Source organism: Streptosporangium sp. NPDC023963 (assembly GCF_040639135.1).
Classification (GTDB): Bacteria; Actinomycetota; Actinomycetes; order Streptosporangiales; family Streptosporangiaceae; genus Streptosporangium.
Window position 1 is genome coordinate 89,397 of sequence record NZ_JBEZZK010000007.1, and the last position, 15,841, is coordinate 105,237.

Sequence of the window (15,841 nt, forward strand, 5' to 3'; positions counted from 1 at the left end):
GGCCCCGTCCGGCATCGACCTCTCGCTCGTTTCGGCTTCACCTCGAACGCTGCCCACGCCCGTGCTCCAGGCTTGAACACCGGTCCACCGGGAGGCCCGCCGCCCGGGCCTCCCGGTGGAAAGTGGCTCAGGCCGCCACGCTCTCCCTCATGGGCCAGGGCGTCTCATCGCTCGCATCCGGGCGGGTCCTCATCGCACCCGGCACACCCCCGGCCATCTCCTCCCCCGCGCCCGAGCTTCTCCTGCCCGCCGCGTCCTGCCGCCTCGTCGGCGTGCTCTTGCCCGCCCTTCCCCGCCTCGCCGTGGTCTCTCCCTCAGCCGGTTCCTTCCCGGCGGCCTCGTGATCCGCCCCGCGCGGCGGAACCCCTGCGGCCTCTCCGGAATCGACGCCCTCCTGGAGGTAGACGGCGTCCCGGAGATCGATGGCGTCCCGGGGCTCGAGGATGTCTCCGGAATGGGCGATGCCCTCGGGATGCGTGATGTCCCCGGGCATCGCATCGCCTCCGGCCGCCTCACCGCCCGGCGTGATCTCCGTCTCGCGCGGCGTGGACGTCTCGTCGTCGAGGCCGGCCTTCGAGTCGTCGGAGCCGGTCTTCAGCAGGGGCAGGGCACCGACGGCTCCGGCCGCGACGGGGGCGCCGCCGCTCATCGCCCAGTCGGAGGTCTCCCGGTCGAGCTCGATCCGCTCCGCGCTGCCGAGAGCCGCGACCGGCCCGCCGCGCTGCGGCTTGGTGAAACTCCCGAGCCCCCAACGCAGGTCGTGACCGAGCGAGTTGGCCTCCACCTCGGGCATGAACCGGCGCTCCCCCTCGTGGGCGAACTCGCGGATCCGCAGCCGCCCCTGGACCACGACCGGCTGGCCCAGATGGACCGACTGCGCGACGTTGTCGGCCAGCCCGCGAAAGCAGCGGACGCCGAAGTAGGTCGTCTCACCGTTGCGCCACTGCTGGTTCTCGCGATCGAAGTAACGGCTCGTTGAGGCGATCTTGAGCGAGGTCACCCGGGAGCCGTCGGGGAAGGTGTGCTGGCGCGGCGGGGCCGCGACGTTACCGGTCAGCGTGACGTAGATGTCGTTCATCGTGCCTCCCATGAGAGCCGGCTGAGTGCCGGCGGCATGAGGACACGATGGCCCGGCCCATCCCCCGCGCGGATTACCGAATCACGCTCTGTGGACAGGCCCGGGACTCGTGCGAAAGCTGTGGACAACCCGGCCTCAGCCACCCCTGAGTGAGACCCGCCCTTGTGCGAGACCCACCCTCGAGCAGGGCTCACCTCTGCGCGGAACTCACCTTCGCGCGAGGAGAAGAGGGCGGATCAACCCCGCAGGCCTCGCATGGCTGAATAGAACTCGTTATAGCGGGTCAGCTCCCGCTCCACCGGCTCGATCACCATGCTCTCGGCGACCCCGGCGACCCTGCGGCGCATCTCGCGCTCCAGCGCGTCACGCTCGTTGCCCGCGCCGAGCACGACGAAGTTGCGGCTGGCCATCGCGGTGAGCAGGCCGAGCCCCAGGACAGAGAAGATCATCAATCCGACCCACGGCAGCGAGGCGGCGTCGCCGAACACCTCCAGCCCCTCCGGCGGGCTTCCCGCGCCGAACACGCCGTAGGTGAGAGCCATACCGACCCAGGCGAGGCCCGCGACGAAGAGCAGGACCAGGAGGTACTGCCAGGCCAAGAGCAACCGCCACCAGCCCGGAACCCTGTCCAGCCGCGGCGCGACCTCCGACAGCTCCTCGGAGAGCACCTCCGGCAGCTGCGAGGAGCGGGAACGCGCGGCGTCCCTGATCCCGTTCTGCCACGCCTCGTGCATGCCCGAGCTCAGGCCGTCGGTGAGCGCCTGTACGGCGGTCTCCACCTCGGCGGGCTGCGCGCTGACCGAGCCGCCGGTCAGGCCGTGGATCTCGTCTCGCAGATCGCCCAGACGCAGGCTGTTCAGCGGGTCGGGACGGAGCTTGGCGGCCCAGCGGGTGTAGGGCCAGCCGACCCACTCGCCGGACCGCGCGGCGTACACGTTCTCCATCGCCTCGCCGATCGCGGGGACACCGACCGCGTCGCAGAGGGCGTCGGTGAGACCGATCCTGCGGGCGTCGTCGATGGAGGAGGGCGGAGCGGACGCGCCGTCGGCGGGCATCACCTTCGCGAGGCGGAGCGTCAGCCGGCCGAGATCGGCCTCCAGCCGCTGGGTCGCGGCCCTGCGCTTGGAAACGGTCTCGGCGAGAACGCCCTTGAGGTTGTCGACGCCCCGGCCCGTGATCGCCGAGGTGGTGACGATCACGGGGTCCTCGACCCCCTCGCGGCGGAGCAGGCCGTCCAGGTCCGCGACGCACTCGGCCAGTTCCTCCCGGTCGAGCCGGTCGGCCTGGTTGAGCACGAAGATCGTCACCGCCTCGTGCCCGGCCAGATCGGTCACGTAGCGCCGATGCGTGGAGGCGTCGGCGTACTTCTGCGGATCGAGCACCCACACGACGAGGTCGGCGACCTGGATCAGCCGGTCGGCCTCGGTGTCGGTCAGCGCCCGGATGGAGTCGTGGTCGGGCAGGTCGAGCAGGATCAGCCCGTGGAGCTGGCTCTCACCCCGGTCCAGGGCGCTGGCCCGCGCGAAGCGGTGCCGCCACTGGATCTGCAACCAGTCGAGCAGCGGGCCGGCGCCGTCAAGACCCCAGACGCAGGCGTGCGTACGGGCCGTGGTCGGGCGGCGTACCCCTGTCGGCGACAGCTCCAGGCCGGAGATCGAGTTGAACAACGTCGACTTGCCGCTGCCCGTACCCCCCGCGAGCGCGACCACGGTGTGGTCGGAGGAGAGCTTGAGCCTGTCACCGGCGCGCAGCAGCAGCTGACCCGAGTCGGCGAGGAGCTTGGGCTCGACCTTGCCCGGCCCCAGCTCCACGATCCGAGCCAGCGCGGCGAGCCGGCCGCCGAGACCCTGGCGTGACTGGGTGGTGCCAACACTCATCGGGCGACCTCAAGGTTGTACGTTGCCTGGTAAAGGCGGGTGGCGGCGGATTCGTCAGGTATGCCCGCACCGTCGAGAGCCTGGGTGTAACGCGCCATCTCGTCGTCGAAGAGCATGCCGATCCGGGCTCGGAGATCGCTCCGGGCCTTCACGCCGATGTTGCGCAGCGACTCCGCGCCGAGCAGCGCGTGCACCAGCCGCTGCGGCAGCGCCCCGGTGCCGTTCTGCGCGTCCGAGGAGCCGTAGCCGAGCAGTCCGATGGTCAGGATCAGCGACAGGGACTCGACGTCGAACGAGATCACCCTGGCCACCGACCGCTTGGTCACCCCCTCGGTGCGTATCAGCTCGATGATGTGCTCCTGCCAGGCCGCGATGGTCCGGCCGGTCCTGCGCAGGAGCTCGTCGGACGCGCGGCCGAGACCGGGTACCGACGCCAGGGCCTCCTGCGCGCCCGGACGGTTCAGCCAGCGCGAGGAGGTCTCCTCCGCGGCCCGGTGCGCCGCCGAGACGACCACCGACTCCAGCCCCGCCCGCAGCGCGGACTTCAGGCCGCTGAGCCGCTCGGGCGCCTGCTGGCTCGCCTTGCCGCCGAAGCGGCTCGGCCTGCGCAGGTGGAGGGTACGCATGAGGTCGCCGGACCCGGCGAAGTCCTGCCAGCGGGCGAGCACCTCGCCCCGGAGCAGCGAACCGTCGCCGGTGCTCTTGTCGATCTCGGCCAGCGCGCGGGCGTAGGCGCCGTCCACGTCACCGCGGAGGTCCCTGCGGAAGGCGACCTGGATCTCCAGTTGCTTGGCCAGCGCGGGGACACGGGTGCGGAAACTGTTCAGCACCCCGTCCAGGGTCGCCTGTACGGCCTGCGCGCGGCGCCGGTCGTCGACCGACAACTCGGTCAGCCAGAGACGCAGCTCGCTCACCTCGTGATCGGGGAGCATCCCGTCGGTGACCTTGCTCTCGTTGATGACGAACCGGTCGACCTCGCCGAGACCGTACTCGGTGAGCATCCTGACGAAGTGCTTGCTGATCACTTCTTGGGACCTGGGCGGAACCCGGGAGAGCACGATGGCCAGCCGGGCTCCGCGCTCCTTGGCCAGGCGGAGCAGTCGCCAGGCCGGAGCGTCGGCGTACCGGGCGGCGGTGGTGACGAAGATCCACAGATCGGCCGCGTCGAGCATGCGGTGGGCGATCTCGTGGTGCTCCTCGACGACCGAGTCGATGTCCGGGGTGTCGAGCAGTGCCACGCCGGGAGGGAGGCGCTCGGTGGAGACGAGCACGAGGCCTCCGGAGGCGCCCTCGGGATCGGGCTCGCCGAGCCGCCGGAGGCTGCCGAGCAGGTCACCCTCGGCGAACCACTCGTGGTCGTCGGGGTGGCAGGCCAGAACGGGCGTTCCGGTCGTCGGGCGGCGCACGCCGGTCGCGCTGACCTTGGCGTTGGCCAGGGTGTTGAGGAGCGTGGACTTGCCCGCGCCGGTGGAGCCCGCGACCACGACGAGCGCGGGCGCGGTGCTCGTGTGGACGCGAGGGATCACGTAGTCGTCGAGCTGGGCCAGGATCTCGCTCCGGACCCGCCTGGCCTCGTCCGCGCCGGGGAGGTCCAGGCCGAAGCTGAGGTCGGTGACACCGGTGCGTACGGCAGTGAGCGCGCTGCTCAGCGCCTCGGAGACGGCCTCGGGAAGGGGGGTCTCCCGCGTCCGGCCGTCCGGCGCCCCCGCGTCCTTCCCGTCCGGGGTCTCGTCGCCCTCGTCCCGGGTCTCGTCGTCCTCGCCTCGGATCCTCTCGTTCCCGGCCTCCGTGCCGCCGGCGGCGGTTCCGGTCTCGTCCCGGACCTCGTCACCGGCCGCTTCGTCGATCTCGATCCCGCGCTCGTGCCGCGTCTCATCAGCGCTCTCGGAGGAGCCGGCGGGCGCTGCGGGCTCGGGCGCTGCGGGCTCGGTGGGATCGGTGGGATCGGCCTCGCTCGTGGCCCGGCGGCCGGTGGCGCCGACGGGACCGGCATCGCGGTGGACCTCACCGCCGCTCTCGGCCTCGTCGTCGATACCGGCGGGGCCGGCGTCGTGCCCGGCCTCGCCGCCGGTCCGCGAGGCGTCGTCACCGGCCTGCGGGGCCGCGTCACCGATCTCCGCGTCACCGGCCTCGGCCTCGGCGTTCTCGGCGTCGCGGCGGGTCCCGCCGCCGTCATCGGTCTCAGCGGGCCCGTCCTCGCCCTGGGACGCGAGAACGCCACGGCTGTCGCTCCGGGCGCCGTCGGCGCCGTCGGCGCCCTCGGCACCGGCCCGGGGAGCCTCGTCGGCCCGCGAGGCGTCGCCGGTCCTGCCGCCCTCTCCGGCGGTCAGGGGCCGCTGCCCGGCCTCGTCCTCGACCTGGCCGGTGCCCGGCGCGCCGCGGCCACTCTCCGCGCCGTCCTCGGACTCGTCGCGTCGCTCCTGCGGGGTCGTGCTGAGGACGGCGGCCTCATCCCGCTCCTCCCCGATCCTGCTCGCGCGAAGGGGCGGGGTGCCTTCGGCGTGGGACCGCTCGTCCTCGCCGCCGGGGACGCCGCTCTCGAACCGGGGGGAGAAACCCTCGCCGGCCGTACGGGAGGCGTCGGCGCCTTCTCCGGAGGCGGGGCCCGGCGGGGGGAAGGCGGGGCCACCGGTGCGAGGGGCACTCGGCGGGACAGGGGCACCCGGGCGGAAAAGGGCACCGGGCGCGGCCTCGGAGGTGTCGCCCCCTCGGGGGGCGTCCGGAGAGACAGGAGCCCCCGGGCGGAAGGCCGCACCGGGGGCGGCCGGGGAGGCGGGAGCGCCGGGAGCACTGGGAGCACTAGGAGTACCGGCGGAAGGTCTCACAGGAGCACCGGGAGCACCGGAGGAGGGCATGGCGGGGCCACCGGTGCGGGGAACGCTCGGCGGGACAGGGGCACCCGGGCGGAAAAGCGCGCCGGGGGCGCCGGGGGCGCCGTCCTCGCGAGAGGCGCCCGGAGGAGCACCCTGCCCTCGGGAAACGCCCGGAGGAGCCGTGGGGGCACCTCCTCGAGGAGCACCCGGCGAGGCCGGGACACCGTGAGAGGCGGGGGCGCCGGAACCGGGGGCCGCGCCGGGCACACCTCCACGGGAGGCGTTCGGCGGGACGGGGGCACCCTCGCGCGAGGCGCTCGGCGAGGCGGGCGCACCCCCGCGGGCACCCGGGGAGACGGGAGTGCCCTGACCGGGGGCCGCGCCGGACGGGGCGGGTGTACCCCTACCGGGTGGCGCCGCGGCGGGGCCGCCCCGTGAGGGGGCCGCCGGACGACCGCCCTGGGCGCGCGGGGAAGCAGGGTCGGGGGCCGCCTCACGGGAGGTGGTGATGGCTTCGATCTTGGCCTGGGCAGCGGCGGCGGCGGCGCGGAAGGCGGCCATCGCCTCCTCGGAGGCGGGCGGGGAGGCAGGGTCGCTCGCCCCGGCCTGGGGCGCGGAACCGGCGGAACCACCCGGCCGGCCTGGCCCGGCGGGGCCCGCCGTCCTGCCCGAGGGCATGGCGGGACCGGTCACGCCGCCCGGGGCCGCGGGCCCCGCCACCCGGCCCCGGGGCGCGGCGGGACCGCCGGCCGCTCCGGGAGCGGCCGTCCCGGGCCGGCTCCCGGGGGACTGTCCGCGCGCGCGGATGGAGGCCGCGTCGTCGTCGGCGCGGATGGCGCCGAAGGTCACCGTCTGCTCGCCGGGGGATTCCTTGTCATCCGACGAGGTGTCGTCGGGTGGCTCCTGGGGGGTGCCGGCAAGGCGAGGGTCACGGCCACCACCCGAGTGGGGGGGCCTGTTGGACGCCGATTTCACGGTACTCGCTCCGCTCGAACCATCTCGACCTCCTGGCCGACCTTCACGACATCGCCGACGATCACGATCGCAGGTGGCCGAATCCCAGCCGCGCTCACGCGCTCCGCCACGGTGGATAGCGTGGCGTAAAGAGCGCGTTGGGTCGGAAGAGTACCGTCCTGTACCACCATTACGGGAGTTTCCGGCGAACGTCCGTCATGGATCAGCGTTTCGGCGATCACTCCGATCCGTTCGACCGCCATCATAAGCACCAGAGTGCCGCCGGATCTGGCCAAATTGGGCCAGTCGACGGTGGATCTCTCGTCGCCCGGCGGAACATGTACGGAGATCACGTGGAATTCCTGGCTCACCCCGCGATGTGTCACGGGCACGTTGGCGGCGGCGGGCACCGCGACCGGGCTGGTGATGCCGGGAACCACGAGGACCGGGATGCCCTCGCGGGCGCAGGCGAGCATCTCCTCGCCGCCGCGGCCGAAGACGAACGGGTCGCCCCCCTTGAGCCGGACCACGAACTTGCCCTGCCTGGCGTGCTCGATCAGCAGCTCGTTGATCCTCTCCTGGGCCATGTAACGGCCATAGGGGATCTTCGCGGCGTCGATCAGCTCGACGTCCGGGGAGAGCTCGTCGAGCAGGGCCTGCGGGGCGAGGCGGTCGGCGACGACCACGTCGGCCTGGGCCAGCAGCTGCCGCCCGCGGACCGTGATCAGGCCGGGGTCGCCGGGCCCGCCGCCGACCAGGGCGACACCCACCGGCTTGGTGCGGTTGCGCCTGGCGCCGACCGTACCGTCCCTGAGGGCTCCGACGACGGCGTCCCTGATCCCGGCGGCGCGGCGGGGATCGCCTCCCGCGGTGATCGCCACGCTGATCTCGTCCACCTTGCCGCTGGCCGGGGTCCAGGCCGCCGAGGCGTCCTTGTCGTCGGCGCGCACGCACCAGATCCGCTTGGCCTCGGCCTCCGCGGCCACCGCGGCGTTCACCGCGCGGTCGTTCGTGCAGGCCTGGACCAGCCAGGCACCGTCGACGTCGCCGACCTGGTAGCGCCTGGCCTCCCAGGTCACCCGGCCTGTCGCGATGAGGTCGTCGAGGGCGTGCGTGACACTCGTCGAGACGATGGTGACCAGGGCGCCCGCGTCGAGCAGCGCCGGCACCCGCCGCTGGGCGACACGTCCTCCGCCCACGACGAGCACTCGCCGCCCGGAGAGGCGCAAGCCAAGCAGGTAGGGCGACATGGCGACAGATCTCCCGTTCGCGAGGAATTGTGAAGCATGGCGTGCTAGGAGGTAAACCTACCGGCTAACAGCGCCCTCTTCGCTGCTCCCGTGTTAACAGCTGTCAAGAAAGAGCTGACCGCTGTCAACCTGCCGGCTCAAGACTTCCGCAGATCAGGCTTCCTTGTCCGTCACACCGGCGGAATCGAAGGTCGCGACCTCGTGCATCACCCTGACCGCCGCGCAGACGAGAGGGTGGGCGAGCAGGCCGCCGGTACCCTCGCCGAGCCGGAGTTCCAGCTCGACCAGGGGGCGCAGCCCGAGGTGGTCCAGGGCGACCGCGTGGCCGGGCTCGACCGAGCGGTGTCCCGCGACGCAGTGGTCGACGACGCCGGGGGCCAGCGCCGCCGCCGCCAGCGCCGCCGCCCCCGCGATGACACCGTCCAGGATGACCGGTACGCGAAGAGCGGCGCCGGCGAGGACGAACCCGGCGATCGCCGCGTGCTCCAGGCCGCCGACCGCGGCCAGCATCTCCAGGGCGGGCACCCCGGAGACCGGGGCAAGAGTCCCGGAGGCGCCGTTCCACTCGGGCTCCAGGCCGTTCACCCGGAGGGCCTCGCGGACCACCTCGACCTTGCGCGCCAGGGTCTCGTCGTCGACACCGGTGCCCCTGCCGGTCACGACGGCCGCGTCATGCCCGGTGAACGCGCAGATCAGCGCGGCCGAGGCGGTGGTGTTGGCGATGCCCATGTCCCCGGTGACCAGGCAGCGGGCGCCCCTCTCGACAAGGTCGCGGGCCACGGCGATCCCGGCCTCCAGGGCCGCGACCGCCTGCTCGGTGGTCATCGCCGGTCCCCGGGACAGGTCGGCCGTGCCGTACGCGACCTTGCTGATCGTCAGGCCGGGCGCGGGGTCGAGGTCGGCGGCCACGCCGACGTCGACGACCGTCACCGAGGCGCCGACCTGGGCGGCGAAGGCGTTGGCCACGGCACCGCCCGCGAGGAAGTTGCCGACCATCTGCAGGGTGACCTCCCGTGGCCACGGGGTCACGCCCCTGGCGTGGACTCCGTGGTCCGCGGCGAAGATCGCCAGAGCCGCGGGAACCGGGAGCGGGGGCGGGCTGACCGCCGCGGCTCCGGCCAGCCGTACCGCCACGTCCTCCAGGGCGCCCAGCGCGCCACGGGGCTTGGTCAGGCGGTCCTGGTGGGCGCGGGCCTCGGCGACGGCCGCCGGATCCGCGGGACGGATCGCCGCGATGGTCTCCTCAAGGATGGTCATGTGATCAGTCTCCCTTGAGAAGCGGCTTTTCGGAAAAGCGCCGAAAGGCCGTACACGGGCTGCACACGGTCACCGAGGGCCCGTCCCACAGGGGATCACCAGGCGATACCGCTGAGCGCCTCCTCGTAGCGCTCGATGACCACGTCGGCCAGGCCCTCGCAGTCGCCGATGACGTCGGCGCAGCGGACGTCCAGGTTCGAGTGGCCGGCGGCGTAGGCCATGGCCTGCGCCCAGACGCGGTCGAGCAGGCCACCGGCGAACAGCAGGTAGGGAACGACGATCACGCGCTTGGCGCCGAGGCGGCGGCAGCGCTCGATGCCGCCGGGGACGCCGGGCGGGGTGAGGGAGACGAAGGCCGTCTCCACGGTCATGTACTCGTGGGCGTGGGTCTCCCAGAACAGGCGCGAGACCCGGTGCACGTCGGCGTTCGTCTCGGGACTGGTGGAGCCGTCGCCGACCAGGACCACGGCGGTCTCGCCGATCTCGATGTGCTCGGGCTCCTCGTCGAACGCCCCGGCGGCGGCCGGGACCAGCCGGAGGCTGGCGACCTCGGCGGCCGCGTCGGCCAGACGCTCGGCGAGCAGCGCGAGGATGCGGGGGTCGGAGCCCAGGGGGCGGCCGTAGTCGCAGGTCAGCATGGGGTGCCTCTCCTGCTCGCGAGCCATCGCGGCGGGGATGTCCGCGCCGAGCCACACGTCGCCGGTGAGGCTCATCGGCTGGGCCACCATCCGGTGGTGCCCGCGCGCGACCAGGGAGGCGACGGAGTCGCTGAGACGCGGCCTGGCCCTGGCGATGTAGCCGCCGGAGACGTCCGCGGCCGTCTGGTCCAGGCGGCAGCGGAGTCGATGGATGAACCTACCGAATTCAGCAGATCCGTTGTCGTCGTGCGAGCCCTGCCCGATGAGCAGCAGCGGCGGTTTCATCAAATTTCTCCAGCGTGGATACCCACGCCTTCAGGCGGGGGAGGAAACGCGGCACGAGGCCACGCCTCTGAACGGAGGGTGTAGCCGTAGCCGTCCGCTCTTTGAAGCAGATGAACATGGCGGTGGCCGATGCCCTGCACGGTGCCGTGCCGGGTGGTGATGTTGAACGTGCCGGTGGAGCGGACCGCGACCCGGCCGGTGTGGACCCCGGCCTTCTTACCGGCCGGGACGTTCGCCCGGACCAGGTCACCGGTCTGGAAACCGCGTACGGTCTTGATCCGGGGAAGCCGCAGCCGGGGAAACCCGTACTTGTCGGTACGGGTCCGGCAGTAGGTGCCACGCCCGGTCGCCTTGACCACGAGCACCCTGGACGGCCAGCCGGTAACGGCTTCCATCGCGCCGACATGCAGCGCGTCCAAGGTGTGCGACTTCGGGGCGCCGGTGCGGGTGCGGTTCCACTTCGTTCGACCGCCCGAACTGGTGGTCACGGGCAGAGTCGTGGCGCTCAGCGCCCGCCACAACGCCCACCTGGTCGCGTTGACGGCCGCCGCGTCGCGCAACGGCGCCTTCGTCCTCCCGAGAATCTTCGCCAGGAGCGCGGGCTTGGCCTTGAGGAACTCCAGGATCGGGATGGCGTTCTTGGCTTGGTTGCAGGGGACGCACGCCAGAGTGAGGTTGTCGATGCGGTCGGAGCCGCCCCGGGAGCGTGGGTGGATGTGGTCGATGTTGAGCGGCGCGTCCTGCTTGCCGCAGTACGCGCACGTGCGCCCCCACTTGGCCAGCAGATACTCGCGGACTTCGTATCCGGCGAGGGTTCCCCGCTGATACTCCACTCCTTCGAGGGGTGTGCCCGCCGACATGGCGTGCGTGTCGAACGCGACGCGCTCGACGTGGACGGCCCGAACAGGAGCCCAACGGGTCAGTCGTCCCACCCAGGACATCGTCGTGTCCACGCGATGTCGCAGGGACGGCGCGAGCCGGCCCTTCGGCCTGGTGCGGTTGGAGAAACGGGGCGAGCGGTAGCGCAGGTTGCGGGAACGGCGCCCCCGGCGCAGCGCGGCCCGCGCGCGGAGCCTGTCGCGGATCCGGCCGCCCCGGTGATCGAGCTGGATGCTGTAGGTGCCGGTACGAATCCCGTCGCGTTCGGTGAACACGGCGATGCCGGTGTGCTTGGAGCCGGGGTCGATGCCGACCTCGACGCCCTGGATCGTGGAGTCGGCGACGGCACGCCCACGCAGTCGGATGACGAACGGGGTATGCCGGTGGACCACGGCCCGGCCGGAGGCCAGCAGGCGGCGGGCGCGGGCCGGATGGCACGGATCCAGCGGTTGGCCGTGTGTGTCCAGAACGAACACGACCGGGTGAACCTCACGGTTGGCTCCCTCGGGCGCCGTGGCGCCGTCGGGGTGACGCCGGAGCAGACAGATGCCGTCTGATCCGATCTCCCCTCGCCCATGTTCCATGCCGGCTACCGCCGCGAGGCGGTGTCCGCGTCCCGTTTCGTGCCCACCCTCGGGCGTGTCTGCTGACGCGGATTCCAGAGCAGCGGGCTGAGGAAGCACCCGCTGGTGGGTCTGCTGGCCTACATGAAACGTAGTCAATCGAATACACCTCCTCGGTGATCGACTCGGGCTGGTCAACGCGGGACTTCAAAGCGCATCGCTACGCCTCAAGCCCTCTCCTTCGGGAGGGGGTCGTTGACGGAAACAGGACTCCAATGACCTTGACCTGGGGTTACGCAGTGGCGACTCGCGACAATATCCGATGACGGCACCTCATGGACAGGTAACGGATCGGTAAATTCTGTCTTTTCTGGCGCGGATGTGACGGGCCGCGAAGGTGGGACCGGCGGCGGCGGGCGATGCTCCCCCACCGGCCGGGCCGTCTGGATCACACGCCATGGCACGGTAGCCAGGCTCGCGGGAGACGTCCAGCACGGCCACGCCGGTGTTTCACGCCACGCGTCGCCCGGCCCGTTCACCCCTCCCGACCGGGCAGGTCTTCCATCGCGCCGCCCGCGACACGAGAATCCGGCGGGGATCAGGACAGGTCGGTTCTGAGCATTCCGAACACCACGATGTCGCGCGGTCCGTCCTCCCCCAGTTCGGCGGCGCGCAGCACGCCCTCCCTGACGAAACCGGCCTTCTCCGCGACCCGGAGGGAGGCCGTGTTGGTCAGGTCGGCGCGGAGCTCGATCCTGCGCATCTCGGTCGTCTCGAACACCCAGCGCGCCACGCCGAGCAGGGCCTCGGTGGCGTAGCCCCGGCCCCTGTGCAGCGGGTGCACCCCGTATCCGACCTCGGTGGTCCCGGCGCCCCAGAGGGTCCTGAAGAGGCTGATCGCCCCCACGACCAGTTCCTCGGCCTCCATGGCCAGGTGCACGCCCTGGCCGGAACGGCGCAGCTCGTGCACGCCGTAGGAGAGCCACTGGGAGACACCCGACGGATGACCGGGCGCGCCGGGCGGCAGGAACCTGGCACGCGCCTTGATCACCGAGCGGACGCGGGCGGCGTCGGCGGGCCGGAAAGGCCGGATCACGAGCCGGCCGGTCAGGATCGGCGGATCGGGGGTGAAGGCGGTCACGCGCCCTCCTTGCCGGGGGCCGGGGGATGTGTGGCCCCAACCTCATCCCAGCGGCCCCGCCCGCGCAAGCGACGCCTGAGCTCAGCGGACGATGACGACCTCCAGCGTGCGCGGACCGTGCACGCCCTCCACCCGGTTCAGCTCGATGTCGCTGGTCGCGGAGGGGCCGCTGATCCAGGTCAGCGGCCTGGAGGGGTCGAGCCTGCCGACGGCCTCCGGGACGCCGGCCACGATCTGCCCGGCCCGTACGACGCACAGGTGGTAGTCCGGGACCAGGGTCAGCGCCCGCCGCCCCTGCCCGGGCCCGGCGTCCAGCACGATGGTGCCGGTCTCCGCGATGGCGACCGCGCACCCGGTGACGACCCCGTCCACCCCGTCCAGTTCGGCCGCGCTCAACGGGGGATCGTCGGTGACCGGGTCGCCCGGAACCCACTCAGGCGGCAGGCCGTCCGGGACGACCAGCCGGGTGGCGCCCCGGCGGGCCAGCGCCGCCGCGACCGTCGCGGGCACCTCGGCCGCCTCGACCACGTGCACGACGGCCCGGTAGTCGGCCACCCGCTCGGCGAACAACTCCACCACGCCCTCCGGACCGGCCGGCGGCGACGTGCGGTAGGCCCGGGTGATCTCGACGTCGGGGGCTCCGGCCACGGCGGAGCGGATCCTCGACAGGATCCGCTCTTTGCCGCCCGTGCCGGAGACGCCGCCCGTATCGGCGGAGGCGCCGCCCGCACCGGACGGGCGTCCGGGTCCGGACGCCGGGGTGGCCGCTCCGGCGGTCATCGGGCACCTCCGTCGGTACGGTTCCACCAGTCACGGAAGGACTCGGCGGGGATGTCGGGAATGTCGCGAGTATCGGTCCAGGCCGACAGCGGTCCCGGCAGGCGTCCGGGAACGAACCTGCGCAGGCGGCCGCCGAGCCGCTGGGCGCGCGCCAGCCGCGCGGGGCGGTCGAACACCCACCCGGCGGCGCGCATGCCCATGCGCTCGGCACGCGCGTGGCGGACCTTGCCGCGCAGGTGGACCAGGACCTCGGGGATGTCGATCGCGACCGGGCAGGCGTCGAAGCAGGCGCCGCAGAGGGTCGAGGCGTACGGCAGCGACGCGTCCAGCTCCGAGGCGGTCCCGCGCAACTGCGGGGTGAGGATGGCGCCGATCGGGCCCGGGTAGACCGAGCCGTACGCGTGGCCTCCTGCGCGCTCGTAGACCGGGCAGACGTTGAGGCAGGCGGAGCAGCGGATGCAGCGCAGCGCCTGGCGGCCGACCTCGTCGGCCAGCACGTTCGTGCGGCCGTTGTCGAGCAGCACCAGGTGGAACTCCTGGCCCTCGACCGCGCCCGTCCAGGTGGAGGTGTAGGGGTTCATCCGCTCACCGGTGGAGCTCCTGGGCAGCAACTGGAGGAAGACCTCCAGGTCCCGCCAGCTCGGCAGCAGCTTCTCGATGCCGACCACGCTGATCAGCGTCTCGGGCAGGGTGAGGCACATCCGACCGTTGCCCTCGGACTCCAGCACCACCAGCGTGCCGGTCTCGGCGATCATGAAGTTGGCGCCGGAGATCGCGACCTTGGTCGACAGGAAGCGCTCGCGCAGGTGGAGCCTGGCGGCCTCGGCGAGGGCCCGGGGCTCGTCGGTCAGGTCCTCGGGCGCCGCGCGGCCCCACTCGGCCATCTTGTCCTGGAAGATCTCGCGGATCTCCGAACGGTTGCGGTGGATCGCCGGGACCAGGATGTGCGAGGGCCAGTCGTCCCCGAGCTGGACGATCAGCTCGGCCAGGTCGGTCTCGTACGCGGTTATGCCCTCCTCCAGGAGGGCCTCGTTGAGGCCGATCTCCTGGGTGGCCATCGACTTGACCTTGACCACGCTGGTCTCGCCGGTGGCCTTGACCAGGCCGGCGACGATCCTGTTGGCCTCCTCGGCGTCGGCCGCCCAGTGGACGTGGCCGCCCGCCGCGGTGACGGCCTCCTCCATCCGGAGGAGGTAGCGCTCCAGGTTGCGCAGGGTGTGGTCCTTGATCTCCTTGCCCGCCCGGCGGAGCTCGGCCCAGTCGGGCAGCTCGCCGACCACGGAGGCCCGCTTGCCGCGGATCGTGTGGGTGGCCTTGCGGAGGTTGTATCTGAGCTGCGAGTCCTGCACGGCGGCCGCGGCGTTCGCCGGGAAGGCGGGCATGCCCAGGAACGTGCCGCTCATCGGCGGGCCGTCCTCTCGTCGACCCTCTGCTCGCCGACCCTCTGCTCGCCGACCCTCTGTTCGCCGACCCTCTGTTCGCCGACCCTCTGCTCAACGACCGGGACGCTCATCGGGTGGCCTCCGTGGCGGCGAGGATCTCGGCGAGATGCATGATCCGCACGCCGGTGCGCTGGCGCTTCAGGGTGCCGCCGATGTGCATCAGGCAGGAGTTGTCGGCGGCGCACAGCACCTCGGCACCGGTGGTCGCGACGTTGTGCACCTTGTCGGCGCACATGGCCGCGGAGATCGCCGGGTTCTTCACGGCGAAGGTGCCGCCGAAGCCGCAGCACTCGTCGGCTCCGGGGAGCGGGACCAGCTCCAGCCCCCTGACCTGCTCCAGCAGCCGGGTGGGCCGGTCTCCCACCCGGAGGACGCGCATCGAGTGGCAGGTCGGGTGGTAGGTCACCCGGTGCGGGAAGTAGGCGCCGACGTCGGTGACACCGAGGACGTCGACGAGGAACTCGGACAGGTCGTGGACCTTGGGCGCCATCTCGGCCACCTCGGCGGCGAAGGAACCGGACGCGTCTCCGGCCGCGGCGGTCCCGGTGATCAGGCCCCCGGGGGTGCCGAACCCGGCCATGGCGGGGGCGGCGGGGGTGCGGGCGAGCCGCGGGTACTGCTCGCGGACCATCGCGGCGCACGATCCCGACGGCGCGACGACCGCGTCGTACCCGGCGAAGACGTCCACGAAGTGCCGCGCGAGCCGCCTGCCCTCCTCGGGGTATCCCGTGTTGACGTGCATCTGGCCGCAGCAGGTCTGCGCCCGCGGGAACTCGACGTCACATCCGAGGCGGCGCAGCAGCGTGACGACCGCCCGCCCGGTGCCGGGAAACAGTGTGTCGTTCACGCAGGTGATGAAGAGGGCGACGCGCACGGCACTCCTT

The 15,841-nt window shown here is 72.4% G+C and carries 11 protein-coding genes; all 11 read right to left on the bottom strand.

Annotated elements, in window-relative coordinates; all coding sequences use genetic code 11:
- Positions 1-127: 127 nt before the first annotated feature.
- The 11 genes from AB0F88_RS22260 to AB0F88_RS22310 all read right to left on the bottom strand — a co-directional run bounded on the left by AB0F88_RS22260 (position 128) and on the right by AB0F88_RS22310 (position 15,831).
- Positions 128-1,078 carry a single-stranded DNA-binding protein gene (locus AB0F88_RS22260; RefSeq protein WP_362686997.1) on the bottom strand — a complete coding sequence of 317 codons (951 nt, stop codon included), beginning with the start codon at positions 1,076-1,078 and terminating at the stop codon, positions 128-130.
- Between the two features lie 236 nt (positions 1,079-1,314).
- Positions 1,315-2,955 (bottom strand): GTP-binding protein, encoded by a 1,641-nt coding sequence (locus tag AB0F88_RS22265; protein ID WP_362687000.1) that lies wholly within the window; start codon positions 2,953-2,955, stop codon positions 1,315-1,317.
- A complete protein-coding gene (locus AB0F88_RS22270) occupies positions 2,952-5,780 on the bottom strand; it encodes a GTPase (RefSeq protein WP_362687003.1) in 2,829 nt (942 codons plus the stop codon). The genes AB0F88_RS22265 and AB0F88_RS22270 overlap by 4 nt, the downstream gene beginning before the upstream one ends.
- Before the next feature lie 959 nt (positions 5,781-6,739).
- The gene (cobA, locus tag AB0F88_RS22275; RefSeq protein ID WP_362687006.1) at positions 6,740-7,972 is read right to left on the bottom strand and encodes a uroporphyrinogen-III C-methyltransferase; all 1,233 of its coding nucleotides are present in this window, start codon (positions 7,970-7,972) and stop codon (positions 6,740-6,742) included.
- A 153-nt stretch (positions 7,973-8,125) separates the two neighbouring features.
- On the bottom strand, positions 8,126-9,229 hold the full coding sequence (gene cobT, locus AB0F88_RS22280) for a nicotinate-nucleotide--dimethylbenzimidazole phosphoribosyltransferase (protein ID WP_362687009.1): 1,104 nt from the start codon (positions 9,227-9,229) through the stop codon (positions 8,126-8,128).
- Positions 9,230-9,324: 95 nt separating this feature from the next.
- Positions 9,325-10,152, bottom strand: coding sequence for a sirohydrochlorin chelatase (locus AB0F88_RS22285; RefSeq protein WP_362687012.1), 828 nt, complete (start codon positions 10,150-10,152; stop codon positions 9,325-9,327).
- Complete coding sequence (gene iscB / locus AB0F88_RS22290) at positions 10,152-11,507, bottom strand: RNA-guided endonuclease IscB (RefSeq protein ID WP_362687015.1); 1,356 nt, start codon at positions 11,505-11,507, stop codon at positions 10,152-10,154. Before iscB ends, AB0F88_RS22285 begins: the two co-directional genes overlap by 1 nt.
- A gap of 685 nt (positions 11,508-12,192) precedes the next feature.
- Positions 12,193-12,735 (bottom strand): GNAT family protein, encoded by a 543-nt coding sequence (locus tag AB0F88_RS22295; RefSeq protein ID WP_362687018.1) that lies wholly within the window; start codon positions 12,733-12,735, stop codon positions 12,193-12,195.
- Positions 12,736-12,816: 81 nt separating this feature from the next.
- Complete coding sequence (locus tag AB0F88_RS22300; protein ID WP_362687021.1) at positions 12,817-13,515, bottom strand: LUD domain-containing protein; 699 nt, start codon at positions 13,513-13,515, stop codon at positions 12,817-12,819.
- Entirely contained in the window at positions 13,512-14,918 is a 1,407-nt protein-coding gene (locus tag AB0F88_RS22305; RefSeq protein ID WP_362687024.1) for a lactate utilization protein B, read from the bottom strand. The genes AB0F88_RS22300 and AB0F88_RS22305 overlap by 4 nt, the downstream gene beginning before the upstream one ends.
- Before the next feature lie 106 nt (positions 14,919-15,024).
- A complete protein-coding gene (locus AB0F88_RS22310) occupies positions 15,025-15,831 on the bottom strand; it encodes a (Fe-S)-binding protein (protein WP_362687027.1) in 807 nt (268 codons plus the stop codon).
- Between the last annotated feature and the right edge of the window lie 10 nt (positions 15,832-15,841).

Excerpts from the sequence above, each read along its gene's own strand:
- AB0F88_RS22285 (WP_362687012.1), bottom strand. The coding sequence starts at position 10,152 with ATGAAACCGCCGCTGCTGCTCATCGGGCAGGGCTCGCACGACGACAAC.
- AB0F88_RS22300 (WP_362687021.1), bottom strand. The coding sequence starts at position 13,515 with ATGACCGCCGGAGCGGCCACCCCGGCGTCCGGACCCGGACGCCCGTCC.
- AB0F88_RS22305 (WP_362687024.1), bottom strand. The coding sequence starts at position 14,918 with ATGAGCGGCACGTTCCTGGGCATGCCCGCCTTCCCGGCGAACGCCGCG.
- AB0F88_RS22260 (WP_362686997.1), bottom strand. The coding sequence starts at position 1,078 with ATGAACGACATCTACGTCACGCTGACCGGTAACGTCGCGGCCCCGCCG.
- cobA (WP_362687006.1), bottom strand. The coding sequence starts at position 7,972 with ATGTCGCCCTACCTGCTTGGCTTGCGCCTCTCCGGGCGGCGAGTGCTC.
- AB0F88_RS22265 (WP_362687000.1), bottom strand. The coding sequence starts at position 2,955 with ATGAGTGTTGGCACCACCCAGTCACGCCAGGGTCTCGGCGGCCGGCTC.
- cobT (WP_362687009.1), bottom strand. The coding sequence starts at position 9,229 with ATGACCATCCTTGAGGAGACCATCGCGGCGATCCGTCCCGCGGATCCG.